We start from the raw sequence: 15,274 nt of genomic DNA, 5'->3' as shown, positions 1-15,274 counted from the left end.
GGAAGCGGAGAGGGGAGAGGGGAAGGGGAGAGGGGAAGGGGGGATACGGGCCGGCTCTCTCAGAGAGCAGCGGGCGGTGCCGGAGAGCAGCACGAAGTGCCGGAGAGCAGCACGAAGTGCCGGAGAGCGCCGGATGTCCGGTGGGCACGGCGCCCGGGTGACGGGTGTCAGATTCGGGCAGAGGTGTTCAGGCCTGACGGGGCGGCGGAGGCGCCGTCGAGCCGCGGACGACGAGTTCGACGGGTGGGTCACTCGCCGGGGACGGGGCGGTGTCGGGTTTCTCGATGGCGTGCACCAGGAGGCGGATTCCTTCCTCCGCCGCGGCGTCGAAGGGCTGACGGACGGTGGTCAGAGGAGGGGAGACGTAGGCGAAGACGGGGTTGCCGTCGAAGCCGACGACGCTGATGTCCTCCGGTACGCGACGTCCGGCTTCCCGCATGGCGTGGATCAGGCCGATGGCCATCTCGTCGCCCGCCGCGAACACCGCGGTCACGGACCGGTCCGCGGCCAGCTCACGACCGGCGGCGTACCCGGAGGCCGCGGACCAGTCACCGTTCAGCAGGGGTGGTTCGTAGGCGCCGCGCGCCGTCAGTGCCGCCCGCCATCCCTCGATGCGGTCCTTGGTGGCGTACCAGTGCCGGGGGCCGGCGAGGTGATGGACGGTCGTGTGGCCCAGGTCCAGCAGATGCTCGGTGGCGGCGCGCGCCAGGGGATGGGCGCCCACCCCCACGGTCAGTGTCCGGCTGGCCGTGAAGGCGGGTGGTGCGCCGAGGAAGAGGACCGGTACGTCGATCCGGAGTGCGATGTCTCCTTCCACGACGGGCTCGGACACCACCAGGCCGTCCACGCCCTGTTCGAGGAGTGATTCCACTGCGCCGGCGATGCTCCTCGGTCCGCCGTCCGGTGTGTAGATCATGCGGAGCGCGTAACCGGCGTTCCGTACGGCGTGCTCGATGCCCACGAGCAGGGAGGCGGTTCCGTAGCCCGCGGTTCCCAGAGCGACCACACCGATGGAGCGAGTCCGTCCGGAGGCCAGGGCCCTGGCGGCGTGGTTCAGCCGGTAACCGAGTTCCTCGGCGGCGGCGAGCACGCGTTCACGGGCCTCGTCGGACACGTACGGCTCGTTGTTGAGGACCCTGGAGACCGTCTTGCGTGAGACGCCGGCCAGCTTGGCCACGTCCGCACTGCGCGGCACGGAGGAGCCCGCGACATGTTCGACGCCTGGTGTCATGAGGTCTCCCGCAGTCGTGTACTCGCATAGGACAAGGTCAGCCATATGACCACGCGGTCTGATCGCGCGGTCATGTCTACGCATCGGTCGACCACACGTCAAGGGTTCCGGCAACCCCACTTGCGTTCCGCATGGTGATGGCCGGGGCGGGGCCGATGGGCGAGCGGAGCAGGCGTCACAGGTCTTGACAGCGAGCCCGCGGAGCGTTCACTCTTCCTCGCATCCGCCGATCGCATTTGTTCGGTCGCGTTTGATTATGGTCGCCCAGACGGCCGCCCTCCCTGTCTCCCTTCTTCGGGCTGATCCGTCGTCCCTGGGCGCGACAGCCCCGTCAGGAGCCGAAATGTGCCGATCGAGCGCCAGAAGCAGCAGATCTTCGCGTCCTCGTGAACAGTGAAATGAGCACCGACGACTTCCGGAGCACCACCAGTGAGTACTGAACGCCGTCTTCACCTGCCCGGCATCGCCTACGGCGGCGACTACAACCCCGAGCAGTGGCCCGAGGAGGTCTGGGCGGAGGACATGCGCCTGATGCGCGAGGCCGGGGTGACCATGGTCAGCGTCGGCATCTTCTCGTGGGCGCTGCTCGAACCGGCGGACGGCGTCCATGACTTCTCCCGCACGGACCGCGTTCTGGACCTACTCCACCACAACGGCATCGCCGCCGACCTCGCCACCCCGACGGCCGCCCCGCCCGCCTGGTTCTTCAAGGCCCACCCCGAGGCCCTGCCGGTCGACCAGGACGGCCGCACCCTGTCGTACGGCAGCCGCCAGACCTTCTGCCCCAGCAGCCCCGCCTACCGGAAGGCGTCCCTGCGCATCGCGAAGGCACTGGCCGAGCGTTACGCCGACCATCCGGCCGTCGCCATGTGGCACGTGCACAACGAGTACGGCTGCCACAACCCCGCGTGCTACTGCGACACCAGCGCGGGCTCCTTCAGGGGCTGGCTGCGGACGAAGTACGGCGACGACCTCGACGCCCTCAACCACGCCTGGGGCACCGCCTTCTGGAGTCAGTGGTACTACTCCTGGGACGAGATCCTGCCGCCTCGCGCCACCGCCGCTCCCGCGAACCCCACCCACCTGCTGGACTGGCGCCGCTTCTGCTCCGACGAGTTGCTGTCGCTGTGCACCGCCGAGACCGAGGTGCTCCGGCGGGCGGCTCCGCACCTCCCGGCCACCACCAACTTCATGGTGCTGCGCACCTTCGACGCCCTGGACTACTGGCGCTGGGCACCCGAGGTGGACATCCTCTCCAACGACCACTACCTGATGTCCGACGACCCGGAGCCGGAGATCGACATCGCCCTCAACGGCGACCTCATGCGGTCACTCGCGGGTCGCCGCCCGTGGCTGCTCATGGAGCATTCGACCGGAGCCGTCAACTGGCAACCCGTCAACCGGGCCAAGAACCCGGGCGAGATGCGCCGCAACGCCCTCGCCCATGTCGCCCACGGCGCCGACGGCATCCTCTTCTTCCAGTGGCGTGCGGCCAAGGCGGGCGCCGAGCAGTGGCACTCGGCGATGCTGCCCCACGCGGGCACCGACAGCCGCGTCTGGCAGGACGTCGTACGACTCGGCGCCGACCTTCGGGCGCTGGCCGAAGTCCGGGACAGCACGCAGACCTCCCGGGTCGCCATCGTCTGGGACTGGGACGCCCGTTGGGCCCTGGAACTTCCGTCCCAGCCCAGCGGTGAACTCCGCTTCCAGGATCTGGTGAGGGACTGGTACACGCCGCTGTGGCGAGCCGGCATAGGGGTCGACTTCGTACGCCCGGACGAGCCCGGCCTCGACCGCTACCGACTCGTCCTCGTGCCCAGTCTGTATCTCGTCGACGACACCGGCGCGGCTCGTCTCGCCGCCTTCGTCGAGCGGGGCGGCACCCTGGCCGTGGGCTTCCACAGCGGCGCGGTCGACGAGAACTGCCATGTGCGCCTGGGTGGTTACCCGGGCGCCTTCCGCGAGATCCTCGGGGTGCGTGGCGACGAGCCGTTCCCGCTGCTGCCCGGCCATTGGGCCGGTCTGGTCGGGCAGGTCCCGCAGGGCGCGACGGCCGACCTCTGGACGGAACACCTCCGGCTCGCCGGGGCGGAGGCCGTCGCCACGTACGCAGACGGTCCGTTGACGGGCGTCCCGGCGATCACCCGCCACACGTATCGAAGCGGAACCGCCTGGTACGTCGCCACCCACCCGGACCCGGCCACCTTGGCCGCCGTCCTGGGGCACATCTGCCAAGAGGCAGGCGTGCGCCCGGAGCACGAGGTGCCGGACGGGGTCGAGGTGGTGCGGCGGCGCGGCACCGACGCCGACTACCTCTTCCTGATCGACCACGCCGGCCACGGTGCCCGGATCCCCGCCGAAGGGGTCGAACTCCTCACCGGCACACCGGTTGTCGGCTCGGTCACCGTCCCCGAAGGAGGCGTCGCCGTGGTCCGCGAGCCGAGGCCCGCTCACCGCGGGGAGTGAGGCAGGTCGTGGAGATGCCTGTCATGCTTCCGCCATGCAGGGCCTAGGTCCATGTGCCGACTCCGGTTCGGGCTGAGGGCGGGTCCCGGCCGCGGCCCGAATCGCTACCGTTGGCGATCAGTCATGCTCACTCGCGCGGCCCTCCTGACCGGGCGGCCTGCCCGAGGAATCCGGCGGAGCGGCCGGCTGTCCTTGGTCCTGACGGGGAAAGAGGTGTTCGCGCCGGTGCGGATCGAGGACGGACGCGTGTACGCGGGTGTGGCGCCGCGGAGTGATCGGTGACCGGGCCACCGGACGATGCCGTCGAGGAGCGGGCCGACGCCGCCCGCAACCGTGCCCGCCTGTTGGAGGCGGCTGCCTGGCTCGTTGCCGACCGGGGAGCGGAACATGTGACGATGCACGAGGTCGCGCAGGTGGCCGGCCTGGGCAAGGGCACACTCTTCCGCCGGTTCGGCGACCGCAACGGGCTTCTGCTCGCCCTGCTGAGCGACGTCGAAGCGGACTTCTACGAGGCGTACACCTTTGGTCCTGCGCCGTTGGGGCCGGGAGCACCGGCCAGGGACCGACTCGCCGCGTTCGGTTGTGCCTTGATCGAACGCGTCGCCGACGAGACGGACCTGGGCCCGGCGCTGGGACGCCAGGTCCCCTGCGAGCGGCGCCGGGCCTCGCACTACGGCCGGGCCTTCCACCACCACGTCTCCTCACTCCTGCGGGAGGCGGGAGTCGTGGGCGACCACGACATGCTCGCCCACGCCATGCTCGCCTTCACGGACCTCCAGACCCTGGACGCCCTCCGCGGCGACTGCCACGCCACCACCGCACGTCTGCAGAGCACCTGGAAGGACCTGGTACGGCGGGTGACCGCAGCCGACGAAGGATGAGCCCGGGATCGTCCCGCGCCCGGATCGCCCGGCCAGGGGACGTGTCTAGGCGAGGAGACCTCTCGACGGGAGAGAAATGTCGAGGCGGGCCGCGAGGTCGGCATAAGTGATACCGAACGTCTCGAGCACGGTGGCGCCCTCGGGGCCCACGCGGAACGTCGCGAGGTCGGTGTAGACCCGGTCGACGCAGCCCAGCCCGGTCAACGGGTAGGTGCATTCCGGCACCAGCTTGGGCGTGCCGTCCTTCGCGAAGAGGCTCATCATCACGAAGACCTTCTTGGCGCCGATCGCCAGATCCATCGCACCCCCGACCGCGGGGATCGCGTCGGGCGCTCCGGTGTGCCAGTTGGCCAGGTCACCGCTGGCCGAGACCTGGAACGCCCCCAGCACGCAGGTGTCGAGGTGGCCGCCGCGCATCATCGCGAAGGAGTCGGCGTGATGGAAGTAGGCCGCTCCCGGCAGTTCGGTGACCGGGATCTTGCCCGCGTTGGTGAGATCGGGGTCCACCTGGCCGGGTCCCGCCGCGGGCCCCATGTTGAGCATGCCGTTCTCGGTGTGCAGGACCACCCCCGAGCCCTCGGGGAGGTGGTCGGCGACCCGGGTCGGCAGGCCGATGCCCAGATTGACGTAGGAGCCGGGTTCGATGTCACGGGCCACCCGCGCGGCCATCTCGTCCTTGCCGAGCGGCCCTCGGTCGAGGTTCTCCACCGGTGAAACGGTCGCGCTCATGCGGCCGACACCCCCGTCCCTACGATGCGGTCGACATAGATGCTCGGTGTCACCACGGTCTCCGGATCGATCGCTCCGACGTCGACGATCTCGTGGACCTGTGCCACGACCGTGGTGGCGGCGGTGGCCATGACGGGCCCGAAGTTGCGGGCGGTCTTGCGGTACACGAGGTTGCCCATGCGGTCCGCCCGGTGGGCGCCGATCAACGCGACATCGCCCTTGATGGGGTACTCCAGGACGTAGGTGCGGCCGGCTATCTCCCGGGTCTCCCTGCCTTCGGCGAGCGGCGTACCGACGCCCGTGGGGGAGAAGAACGCCCCGATACCGGCACCGGCGGCACGCATACGTTCGGCGAGGGTGCCCTGCGGCACCACCTCCAGCTCGATCCGTCCCTCGCGGAAGAGCCGGTCGAAGACCCACGAGTCGGACTGGCGGGGGAAGGAACACACGATCCTGCGCACCCGCCCCTTGTCCAGCAGCGCGGCCAGCCCCGTGTCACCGTTGCCGGCGTTGTTCGACACCACGGTCAGCTCGCTCGCGCCCTGCCGGATCAGGGCGTCGATCAACTCGACCGGCATGCCGGCCATGCCGAACCCTCCGACGAGTACCGTCGAGCCGTCCTCGATCCCGGACACGGCCTCGTCGGCGTCCCCGCACACCTGAACGCTCATCGGGCTCCCTCCGTCACGTTCTCCAGGACGACCGCGAGGGCCTGTCCGACGCCGATGCAGATCGCGGCGACACCCCACCGCCGGCCCGACTCGCGCAGCCGCGCGGCGAGCGTGCCGAGGATCCGGCCTCCCGAGGCGCCGAGCGGATGGCCGATCGCGATCGCACCGCCCTTGGCGTTCACCAGGGCCGGATCGATCTTCCAGGCGTCCACGCAGGCCAACGACTGCACGGCGAAGGCCTCGTTGAGTTCGACCGCCGCCACGTCGGACCAGGAGATCCCGGCCCGCTCCAGGGCCCGGTCCGCCGCCTCGACCGGCGCGAACCCGAACATCTGCGGATCCAGCGCCGACACCCCACGGCCGGCGATCCGGGCCAACGGGTCCAGGCCGATGCGCTGCGACGCCCTCTCCGAGCCGATCAGCACGGCGGACGCGCCGTCGTTCAACGGCGAGGCGTTCCCCGCGGTGATGACACCGTCGGGGCGGAACGACGGCTTGAGACCCGCCAGCTTCCCCGCCGTGGATCCCGGTCGGATGCCCTCGTCGCGGGCGAGCCGGACCTCCCCGTCCTGCGTGACCGGGACCACCAGGTCGTCGTAGAAACCCGCGTTCCAGGCCTCGTCCGCGAGGTTGTGCGAGCGGGCGGCGAACTCGTCCTGCCGCTCCCTGGGGATGGTGAACCGGTCGGCCAGCTGCTCGTTGGCCTCCCCCAGGGAGACGGTCCACTCCTTCGGCATGCGGTCGTTGACCAGCCGCCAGCCCAGGGTCGTCGACACGGCGGTCACATGCCCGGCCGGGAACGCGCGGGACGGCTTCGGCAGGACCCAGGGAGCACGGGTCATCGACTCCACGCCGCCGGTGAGGACGATGTCGGCGTCTCCGCTCTCCACGGCACGCGAGGCGATGATCGCCGCGTCGAGCGAGGAGCCGCAGAGGCGGTTGACGGTGGTGGCCGGCACCGAGGTCGGCAGGCCCGCCAGGAGGACGGCCATCCTTCCCACGTTGCGGTTGTCCTCGCCGGCGCCGTTGGCGTTGCCCCACACCACGTCGTCGATCAGGGCGGGATCGAGAGCCGGCGCCTTGGCCAGGGCTCCGGTGACGGCGACGGCTGCGAGGTCGTCGGGACGAACCTCGGCGAGCGCTCCACCGAACCGACCGAACGGTGTTCTCACTGCGGCGTAAACGAAGCTGTCAACCATGGGAGTCACCGTAGATCCGGAGATTCATCTCGTCCAATACTCAGTACTGCATAATCCATCACTCACACAGATAAGATGAGGTCATGGAACTCCGGCACGTCCGCTACTTCCTCGCCCTCGCCGAGGAGTGCCACTTCGGCCGCGCCGCGCAACGCCTGCACGTGGCGCAGTCAGCCCTCTCCCAGCAGATCAAGCAGCTGGAGCAAGGGCTCGGCACGACGCTCTTCCAGCGGTCGACGCGGCACGTCGAACTCACCGAGGCCGGCCGTCAGCTGGTCGGGTACGCGCGGTCGATCCTCGCCGAGGTGGAACGGGCGCAGCAGCAGATGACCCAGCTCGCCACCGGCCTGGCCGGACGGGTGTCCATCGGGTTCGTCGGAACCGCCACCTACGACATCCTGCCGAGAATCGCCCGCACGGTACGGGCGCAGCTGCCCGGCATCTCCCTGGAACTGCGAGGTGAGCTGCTCAATCCCGAACTGGTCGACGGCCTGCTCGGCGGCACCTACGACCTCGCCCTGCTGCGCACCGGCACCCCGATGGACGCCGCTCTCACCGTCACCCCCCTTCGGTCCGAGCGGCTCATGGCCGTCCTGCCCACCGGCCATCCGCTGGCCGGCCGCGACGAGATCGCCCTCGCGGCACTCGCCGACGAGCCCTTCGTCGTCCACCCCTCCCGCGACCGTTCCTCCATGCACGGCCGGGTCCTCGCAGCGTGCGCCCGGGCCGGCTTCCGGCCCTCCACCCTGATCGAGGTCGGCGAGACCGCGACGCTCGTGGTGCTGGTCGCCGCGGGCAACGCCGTCGCCCTGGTCCCCGAGTCGCTGCGGAGCCTCCGCCTCGACGGCGTGACCTACCTGCCGCTCACCGAGACCGAGACCGTCGACCTCGCCCTGGCACGCCGTGCAGGCCACAACGCACCGGCGACGGAACAGGTCGCAGCGCTGGTCGAGAGCTGCGTCGGACCCTGAGCGGGTCCACCGTTGTCCGCCTCCCGCAATGATTTCGTCAAACCGGCACCGAAGGCGTTTCCGGACAGGTCCGGCGGTGCGATGATCAAGCGGTGGGCATGACCATCACCGTGCTGCTTTTCATCGCCGCCTTCTTCTGCCTCGTCGTGGGAGCCATGGCGGCGACATCGTCGCGGATGCCTCCCTGGATGGCCGGAACGGTGGCCAGGCCCCGTCTGTGGGGCGTCGGGTACGCCCTGTTCGGCGTCACCGCCCTCTACCACGCGGTAGACGCGGTGGTGCATGTCGAACCGGCGGAAGCGATGACGTTGACGGAGGTCACCACGGTGACCGCTGTCCTCGGCGTCGGGATGGGATGGCTCGCCCAGCGGCCCGGACGGACATGGCGTACACCAGGGTCACCACGGTCGCCCCGCCCCGAGCCCGGCTCCACCGAGTAGCCGCCGGAGCGGCGTACGTCCCTCCGCGCGGCGCTGGGTCGACCGTCGGAGTCGTCAGGAACGGTCGTCCCGGACCCGTTGGGCGACGTCGCGCAGCTTGATGTTGTGCTCCTGGGAGATGGAGCGCAGCACGTTGAAGGCGTCCTCCTCGCTCAGCTGGTGGCGTTCCATGAGGATGCCCATGGCTTCGCCGATGCCGTGCCGGGTCTGCATCGCGTGCTCGAGCTGGTCGATGGTGCGGGCGCTGGACAGGGCCACGGCGGCGTGCGAGGCCAGCAGCCAGCCGGCGGTCTCGAACTCCTTCGTGAAGGCTCCGGGACGCCGCGCGTACAGATTCAGCGCGCCGAAGTCCTCCTTGTCGGTGTAGAGGAGTACGCCGGTCATGCTGCCGATTCCGAGGTCGCGGGCCGCCTTCGCGAACCGGGGCCAGCTCGGTGGCGGATCGGTCATGTCCTCGATCCGGTACGCCCGTTCCCCGGCGGCGCCGCGAGCCAGGTCGAAGCACGGCCCCTCGCCCAGTTCTCCCTGCAGCCGGTCGCTCTCCCGGACCCATTCCCCGCAGGCGGCGAGCGTCACCGCGTGACCGCCGCGCACGGCGAGGATCCCGGCCGCGTCACAGCCGCTGACCAGCTTCACCGCCGACTCGGCGATCTCGTCCAGGGTCTCCGACACCGATTCCTTGGTCAGCAGCTCGCGCGCGAGCTCCGCCATCCGCTCGGCGAACTCTCGCCACTCCATCTGTCACCGTCCGGCTTCGGTCGCCCATCGCGTCAGTCCGCCTCCGGACCCGTACACCTCGACCGTACTCGCCGTGGCGTGCGAACGGGTTGGCGGGAGCGGGACGGCACGCGTCAGCCGGGACCGGTCCCGGCAGCGTCGGGGCCCAGCGACTGGAGGTGCACGGGCCGAGGCCGCTCCGCCGTGCTCGTGAGACGCACTCTCCGGTCGCCGTCCGCGGAGGCGAGGACGGATTCCATGATGTCCAGCACGTGGTACGCGAGGACCCCTCCGGCCCGCGGTTCCACGCCGGGCGGCGTCAACGCCAGGTCGGCGACCCCGTACCCCCGGCCCGCGTCGCGGTACCCGGCGGACACGGGAAGGGTCTCCCACCCGTCGCCGTGCAGGCGGCGCCACTGCACCTCGCCGTCGAAGCGGTTCGGGTCGGGGAGCGCGAGGCTGCCGGTCTCGCCGTGCACCTCGATGTTCGCCGACTTGGTGGCGACCGCGTCGAAGCTCATGACCAGGGTCGACAGCACACCGGACGCGTGGGTGAGGACACCGGTGACATGGGTGCCCGTGCTGACCGGTATCGCCTCCCCGCTGCGCGGGCCGGACCCGATGACCCTGGTGGACCGGGTACGGCTGGCGCTCCCGATCACGGACACGACCGGACCGAGCAACGTGACCAGGGCGGACACGTAGTACGGACCCATGTCCAGGAGGGGGCCGCCGCCGGGCTGGTAGTAGAAGTCCGGGTTCGGGTGCCACAGTTCGTGACCGGGGACGACCATGGTGGCGGTCGCCGCGACGGGAGCGCCGATCAGACCCCGGTCGATCGCCGCGCGGGCGGTCTGGACACCGGTTCCCAGAACGGTGTCCGGCGCGCAGCCCACGACGACATCCGCCTTCGCCGCCGCGTCCAGAACGGCACGCGCCCGCTGGGCGGTGGACGCGAGGGGTTTCTCGCCGTAGACGCCCTTCCCGGCCGAGATCGCCTGTAGAGCGATCTCGTCGTGGGCGTCCGGGACGGTCAGGTTGACCACCAGCTCGACGTCCGGGGCGGCCAGCAGCTCCGCGACCGTGACGGCTCGGACTCCGGCACGGCCGCCGGTGGCCGCCGCGGCACGCTCGGGGTCGAGATCCGCGACGGCCACCAGGTTGACGGCCGCCAGCCGGTCGAAGCTCGCGAGGTACTGGCCGCTGATGACCCCACAGCCGATCACACCGACGTTCAGCGGCTCGCCCACAGCAGTCCTCTTTCGATGACAGTCCGTACGTTGGGGTCCTCAAGTACCGGCAGGTTGTGCCCGGGAGTGGCGACGAACACCCTGCCCTCGCCCCACTGTCTGGTCCAGATGGCCGGGGACACCACGGGCCGGTTCCAGGGGTCCCACTCCCGCACCCGCTGGGTGGTGGTGGCCAGGACGTCGATGTAGTCGTCGCACAGGACCCAGTACTGCTCGGTGACGAGGTCGAAGTCCCCGATGCCGCGGGTGATGGGGTGGTCGGCGGCCGCGGGCAGCATGGTGACGGTGTGGGACACGTAGTTGTCGGACTGCTCGCCGGTGCGTTCCGACGGCCGCACGCCCGGGTGGCACGCGAACTGGCCGCCGATCAGGTGCAGGTAGTCGGAACTGTCGCGGTAGGAGTCGGCGATCCCGCCGTGCCATCCCGCGAGGCCGGTGCCCGCCTCGACCGCGGCGCGCAGGCCGCGCAGTTCCGCCGCCTCGATGGTCGACATGGTCACGCACTGCACGATCAGGTCGACGCCGGCCATGAAGGTGGCGTCCGCGTAGACGGCGGGCGACTCCTCGACGCGCACGTCGTACCCGTGGTTCTTCAGATGGGGTATGAACAACTCGGTCGCCTCGACCGGTTGGTGGCTTTCCCAGCCGCCGCGGACGACCAGGGCTTGTCGGCGGTGCTCAGTCAAACGTTCTCCGTCGGGGCGCGTAGTCCCTACGTGTTTCCACGTCTGCCAGGTTGTGCTGGGATGCCCGGCGTTCGCACAAGGAACCGAGATCCAAATCGACCCTAAGGAGCAGGTCAGGCACCGTCAAGAACGGCGAACCGCGCAGGACGCCGGCCGGCGGGCGCTGACCCCGCGCGCCGCGTCGGCCGAGGACTGGTTCCCCCAGCTCAGCGGCCGCTCGCCCCGGCGGCCGGCGCGTGACGGCCCGAAAATGTTTCGCTCCCAGCGGCCCCGTGCCGTGCCCGGCGTCGGGTGCCGCGGCACGGTGACACCCTCAAGCGCAGGGTGCCCGCGGGGCACCTCGAGTTGTCACATGTCCCGCAGTCGCTTCGTCTGGGTGGTGAGAGGAGTTTTTTCGCCGGTCGGGAAGGTGATGGTCATGCGGGTGTTTGTGGCAGGCGGGACCGGGGTTCTGGGGCGGCGGCTGGTGCCGCAGCTCGTGGCCAGGGGCCACCAGGTGACGGCGACGACGACGAGCGCGGCCAAGCGGGAATCAATGGAGCGGCTGGGTGCGGCCGCTGTCGTGATGGACGGGCTGGACGCGGCGTCGGTCGCTGCGGCGGTGGGCGAGGCCCGGCCGGACGCGATCGTGCACCAGATGACCGCCATCGCCGGCAAGCCGGACTTCCGGCACATGGACCGCTGGTTCGCCGGCACGAACCGGCTGCGCACCGAGGGGACCGACCACCTGCTGGCCGCCGCCGAGGCGACCGGGGTGACCGATGTCGTCGCGCAGAGCTACGCCTGCTGGAACGGCATCCGCGAGGGCGGCTGGGTGAAGACCGAACAGGACCCGCTGGACCCGATGACGGGGATGGCGGCCCGCCCGGTGATGGAGGCGATCAGCCACGTCGAGGACGTGGTCGTCCGGGCCGGCGGCACGGTCCTGCGGTACGGCGGGCTCTACGGGCCCGGCGCCTCCGACGTCCAGGTGGAGCTGGTGCGCAAGCGGCAGTTCCCGCTGGTCGGGGATGGTGCCGGGTACAGCTCGTGGGTGCATGTCGACGACGCGGCGAGCGCCACCGTCCTGGCCGTGGAGCAGAAGCCGACGGGCGTGTTCAACATCGTCGACGACGAGCCCGCCCCGGCCCGCGAGTGGCTGCCCCACCTGGCCGCGTGCGCGGGCGCGAAGCCACCGATGCGGGTCCCCGCGTGGCTGGCCCGGCTGCTGGCCGGGGAGGTGGCGGTCGCGATGATGACCGAGGGGCGTGGCTTCTCCAACGCCAAGGCCAAGCGGGAGCTCGGCTGGGAACTGCGCCACCCCTCCTGGCGGCAGGGCTTCCGGGAGGGCCTCGGATGACCCGCGGACGCGCTGGGCGGCCACGCCGACCCGGCCCGCGTCGGCTGGAAAGCCATGCCGACGGCTCCGCGTTGGGGCACACTGCTCTCCGTACCCACAGTGTCCGTTCAATCGCTCTGCGCGACAGGAGAGTTCTGTGTCGTCACCGCGTCACCGCGTCCTCACGGCCGCCGCCTCGTCGGTCCTCGCCCTGATGGGGCTCACGGCCCCGGCCGCCGTCGCCGCTCCCTCCGCCCCGGCCCGGTCGGCCGCCGACGCGGCCAGGGCCGCCGCCTTCCCCACCAACCCCTTCGACGTCACGTACGGCGCCACCTACACCCGCGGCACCCTGACCTGGACGGACCGCGCCGTAGGTGTCTCGGGGAACCAGCGGGCCGTCAGCACCAGCGGATGCCGCAAGACATTCGTGTACACCTACGACGCGAGCGTGCGGGAACTCGGAGTCAGGAGCAGCAGCGCGGTCTGCAACGGGGTCGCACCGATCGCGTTCAGCGTTCCCGCCGACGTCGCCGGCGGCGCGGCCTTCGTCTCCGTCTGTCTCACCGACGGAGCGGGCGCACCGCTCAAGTGTGAGGCCTATGCCCGATCCGACGCGACGGGTGCTGCGAGCCGTTGACGGCTGTCCGTAACTGGCCGTACGAACACGGAAGTTCCTGAGGGGCGTGGCACCGACGGGCGGTTTACCCGCCCGTCGTGAACCTGGTCGACGCCGCGGTCCGCGCCGACCGCGCGCCCGGTCGACCACACCCGACGGGCGCGCTCGGCCCCCGAGTCAGCGCCAGTCGGGTGCCCCGGTGACGGGCGGCAGATCGCTCTCGATCCTCGCCCGTACATCGCGCATGACGGTCACGATGCGGACCTCGTGGGTCCGGCTCAGCCGGGCCACCGGGACCGAGCAGCTGATGGCGTCGGTGGCCGGTGTGCCGTACCGCAGGGCGAAGCCGAAACCCGCGATGCCGGTCACGGTCTCCTCGCGGTCGATGGAGTAGCCGCGCTCACGTACCTGCGTCAGGTCGGCGAGCAGCGCGGCACGGCTGGTGTGCGTGTTCTGCGTGAGGGGCGCCAACGCCCCGTCGGCCAACGGGAGTTCGTCGTCACGGCGCTCGGCGAGCAGCGCCTTGCCGAGGGCGGCGGCATGGGCCGGGACCCGGCGCCCGACGCGGCTGATGGTGCGCAGGTACTCGTGGGACTCGCGGGTGGCGAGGTAGACGACGTCGCAGCCGTCGAGCCGTGCCAGGTGGATCGTCTCGCCCAGCGCGTCCGAGGCCTCGTCAAGATAGGGGCGGACCGCGCGGATACGCCGGTCGCCGTCGAGGTAGCTGGTGCCGGTCAGGAGCGCCCGGATGCCGATGCCGTAGAGGGAACCGGTGGCGTCGGAGCGCACCCAGCCGCAGTCGACGAGGGTCTTGAGCAGCTGGTACATGCTGCTGCGCGGCACATCCAGGTCCTCGGCGAGCTCGTCCAGACGTGAGGGCCGTTCGCCCCGCTCGGCGAGCAGTTCGAGCAGTGCGACGGTCCGGGCCGCCGACTTCACGCCGCGGACGCCTCTGCTCTCCATGGCGCCCATCGTAAATCCGAGCCCGCACACCCATTGACCGCTCCTGTTCATCAACCTAACCTCCATCTGCATACGTAGACATCGTCTGCATAGAGAGACAGGGTTCATGACTGGGATCAGCGCGGCGTTCGATGAGGCTGTCCGACGACTCTGTGACGGGATGACGCGCGGGGTGCTGTCCTTCCCGCTCACGAGCTTCCGTGACGACGGCAGCCTCGACCTGGACTCGTACCGTTCGTACCTGACCGACCGGCTGGCCACCGCGCCCGGCGCGGTGTTCCCCGCCTGCGGGACCGGCGAGTTCTTCTCGCTGGACGAGGACGAGTACCGCGCCGTCATCGAGACGACGGTCGAGGTCGCCGACGGACGCCTGCCGGTGGTCGCGGGCATCGGTTACGGCTGGGCGCAGGCGCTGCGGTTCGCCCGTATCGCCGAGGACGCCGGCGCGGACGCGGCGCTGCTGCTGCCCCACTACCTGGTCACCGCACCGCAGGACGGGCTGGTGGAGCAGGTGCGCCGGGTCGCCGCCGGTACCCGGCTGCCACTCATCGCCTACCAGCGTGGTCAGGTCGCCTTCAGCGTCGACGGGCTGCGCCGGATCGCTGAGATCCCCGGCGTCGTCGGCCTCAAGGACGGCCACAGCGACCTCGACCGGCTCCAGCGCCTCACGCTCGCCGCCCCCGAGGACTTCCTGTTCTTCAACGGTGCCGCCACCGCCGAGATCCAGGCCCGCGCCTACGCCACGGTCGGCGTCCCCGCCTACTCGTCAGCCGTCCACGCCTTCGCGCCGGAGATCGCGAACGCCTTCTTCGCCGCCCTGCGGGACGGGGACGACGCGGGCGTGACCAAGCTCCTGCGCGAGTTCTACATCCCGCTGGTCGAACTGCGGGACCGGGTGCCCGGATACGCCGTCTCGCTGGTCAAGGCCGCCGCCCGGCTGCGCGGCCTCCCGGTCGGCCCGGTCCGCGCCCCGCTCACCGACCCCACTGCGGACGACCTCGCCGACCTGGAGAAGGTGCTGGACCACGGCCTGAGCCTGGTCGGTGCCGTACGACGACCCGCCTGAGCCCCGCCCGACGACGCCCAGGCGTCCTCGTACCTCCCAGATGACCGTTGTGACCGCCCGGATGACCGCA

The 15,274-nt window shown here is 70.8% G+C and carries 15 protein-coding genes; 7 read left to right on the top strand and 8 right to left on the bottom strand.

Annotation, left to right across the window (positions count from 1 at the left end):
- Positions 1–187: 187 nt before the first annotated feature.
- Entirely contained in the window at positions 188–1,231 is a 1,044-nt protein-coding gene (locus ACFYRY_RS24565; protein WP_389149435.1) for a LacI family DNA-binding transcriptional regulator, read from the bottom strand.
- A 429-nt stretch (positions 1,232–1,660) separates the two neighbouring features.
- Here ACFYRY_RS24565 and ACFYRY_RS24560 point away from each other — a divergent pair, with 429 nt between their 5' ends.
- The gene (locus ACFYRY_RS24560; protein ID WP_389149432.1) at positions 1,661–3,697 is read left to right on the top strand and encodes a beta-galactosidase; all 2,037 of its coding nucleotides are present in this window, start codon (positions 1,661–1,663) and stop codon (positions 3,695–3,697) included.
- 278 nt (positions 3,698–3,975) lie between these two features.
- A complete protein-coding gene (locus ACFYRY_RS24555; RefSeq protein WP_389149429.1) occupies positions 3,976–4,578 on the top strand; it encodes a TetR/AcrR family transcriptional regulator in 603 nt (200 codons plus the stop codon).
- A gap of 45 nt (positions 4,579–4,623) precedes the next feature.
- Here ACFYRY_RS24555 and ACFYRY_RS24550 read toward each other — a convergent pair whose 3' ends face one another.
- From ACFYRY_RS24550 to ACFYRY_RS24540, 3 genes are read right to left on the bottom strand one after another with little or no spacing between them, the layout of a single operon-like run.
- The gene (locus ACFYRY_RS24550) at positions 4,624–5,307 is read right to left on the bottom strand and encodes a 3-oxoacid CoA-transferase subunit B (RefSeq protein ID WP_389149426.1); all 684 of its coding nucleotides are present in this window, start codon (positions 5,305–5,307) and stop codon (positions 4,624–4,626) included.
- Positions 5,304–5,978 (bottom strand): 3-oxoacid CoA-transferase subunit A, encoded by a 675-nt coding sequence (locus ACFYRY_RS24545; protein ID WP_389149423.1) that lies wholly within the window; start codon positions 5,976–5,978, stop codon positions 5,304–5,306. The genes ACFYRY_RS24550 and ACFYRY_RS24545 overlap by 4 nt, the downstream gene beginning before the upstream one ends.
- Entirely contained in the window at positions 5,975–7,177 is a 1,203-nt protein-coding gene (locus ACFYRY_RS24540) for a thiolase family protein (RefSeq protein ID WP_389149420.1), read from the bottom strand. The genes ACFYRY_RS24545 and ACFYRY_RS24540 overlap by 4 nt, the downstream gene beginning before the upstream one ends.
- 83 nt (positions 7,178–7,260) lie before the next feature.
- On the opposite strand from ACFYRY_RS24540, the gene ACFYRY_RS24535 reads away from it, so the two are divergent.
- Both ACFYRY_RS24535 and ACFYRY_RS24530 read left to right on the top strand, forming a co-directional pair.
- Complete coding sequence (locus ACFYRY_RS24535; protein ID WP_389149418.1) at positions 7,261–8,148, top strand: LysR family transcriptional regulator; 888 nt, start codon at positions 7,261–7,263, stop codon at positions 8,146–8,148.
- A gap of 92 nt (positions 8,149–8,240) precedes the next feature.
- Entirely contained in the window at positions 8,241–8,588 is a 348-nt protein-coding gene (locus tag ACFYRY_RS24530; protein WP_389149415.1) for a hypothetical protein, read from the top strand.
- Between the two features lie 54 nt (positions 8,589–8,642).
- Here the strand turns inward: ACFYRY_RS24530 and ACFYRY_RS24525 are convergent, their stop codons facing one another.
- The 3 genes from ACFYRY_RS24525 to ACFYRY_RS24515 all read right to left on the bottom strand — a co-directional run bounded on the left by ACFYRY_RS24525 (position 8,643) and on the right by ACFYRY_RS24515 (position 11,241).
- The gene (locus tag ACFYRY_RS24525; protein WP_389149412.1) at positions 8,643–9,326 is read right to left on the bottom strand and encodes a GAF and ANTAR domain-containing protein; all 684 of its coding nucleotides are present in this window, start codon (positions 9,324–9,326) and stop codon (positions 8,643–8,645) included.
- A gap of 113 nt (positions 9,327–9,439) precedes the next feature.
- A complete protein-coding gene (locus ACFYRY_RS24520; RefSeq protein WP_389149409.1) occupies positions 9,440–10,555 on the bottom strand; it encodes a Gfo/Idh/MocA family protein in 1,116 nt (371 codons plus the stop codon).
- The gene (locus tag ACFYRY_RS24515) at positions 10,540–11,241 is read right to left on the bottom strand and encodes a ThuA domain-containing protein (RefSeq protein WP_389149406.1); all 702 of its coding nucleotides are present in this window, start codon (positions 11,239–11,241) and stop codon (positions 10,540–10,542) included. Before ACFYRY_RS24515 ends, ACFYRY_RS24520 begins: the two co-directional genes overlap by 16 nt.
- 418 nt (positions 11,242–11,659) lie before the next feature.
- Between ACFYRY_RS24515 and ACFYRY_RS24510 the strand changes: the two genes are divergently transcribed.
- Positions 11,660–12,580, top strand: coding sequence for an NAD-dependent epimerase/dehydratase family protein (locus ACFYRY_RS24510; protein ID WP_389149403.1), 921 nt, complete (start codon positions 11,660–11,662; stop codon positions 12,578–12,580).
- 136 nt (positions 12,581–12,716) lie between these two features.
- Positions 12,717–13,196, top strand: a complete 480-nt coding sequence (locus tag ACFYRY_RS24505; RefSeq protein WP_389149399.1) for a hypothetical protein — start codon at positions 12,717–12,719, stop codon at positions 13,194–13,196.
- Positions 13,197–13,352: 156 nt separating this feature from the next.
- Here ACFYRY_RS24505 and ACFYRY_RS24500 read toward each other — a convergent pair whose 3' ends face one another.
- Complete coding sequence (locus ACFYRY_RS24500; protein ID WP_389149396.1) at positions 13,353–14,138, bottom strand: IclR family transcriptional regulator; 786 nt, start codon at positions 14,136–14,138, stop codon at positions 13,353–13,355.
- 106 nt (positions 14,139–14,244) lie between these two features.
- On the opposite strand from ACFYRY_RS24500, the gene ACFYRY_RS24495 reads away from it, so the two are divergent.
- Positions 14,245–15,204: a 5-dehydro-4-deoxyglucarate dehydratase gene (locus ACFYRY_RS24495; RefSeq protein ID WP_389149393.1), complete on the top strand. Its 960-nt coding sequence runs from the start codon at positions 14,245–14,247 to the stop codon at positions 15,202–15,204.
- The last annotated feature ends 70 nt before the right edge of the window (positions 15,205–15,274 follow it).

Origin of the sequence: Streptomyces sp. NPDC005263 (genome assembly GCF_042872365.1) — a bacterium.
Taxonomy (GTDB): Bacteria; Actinomycetota; Actinomycetes; order Streptomycetales; family Streptomycetaceae; genus Streptomyces.
Note: the sequence above shows the minus strand (reverse complement) of the source record. Positions and strands in the feature narration are given on the sequence as shown.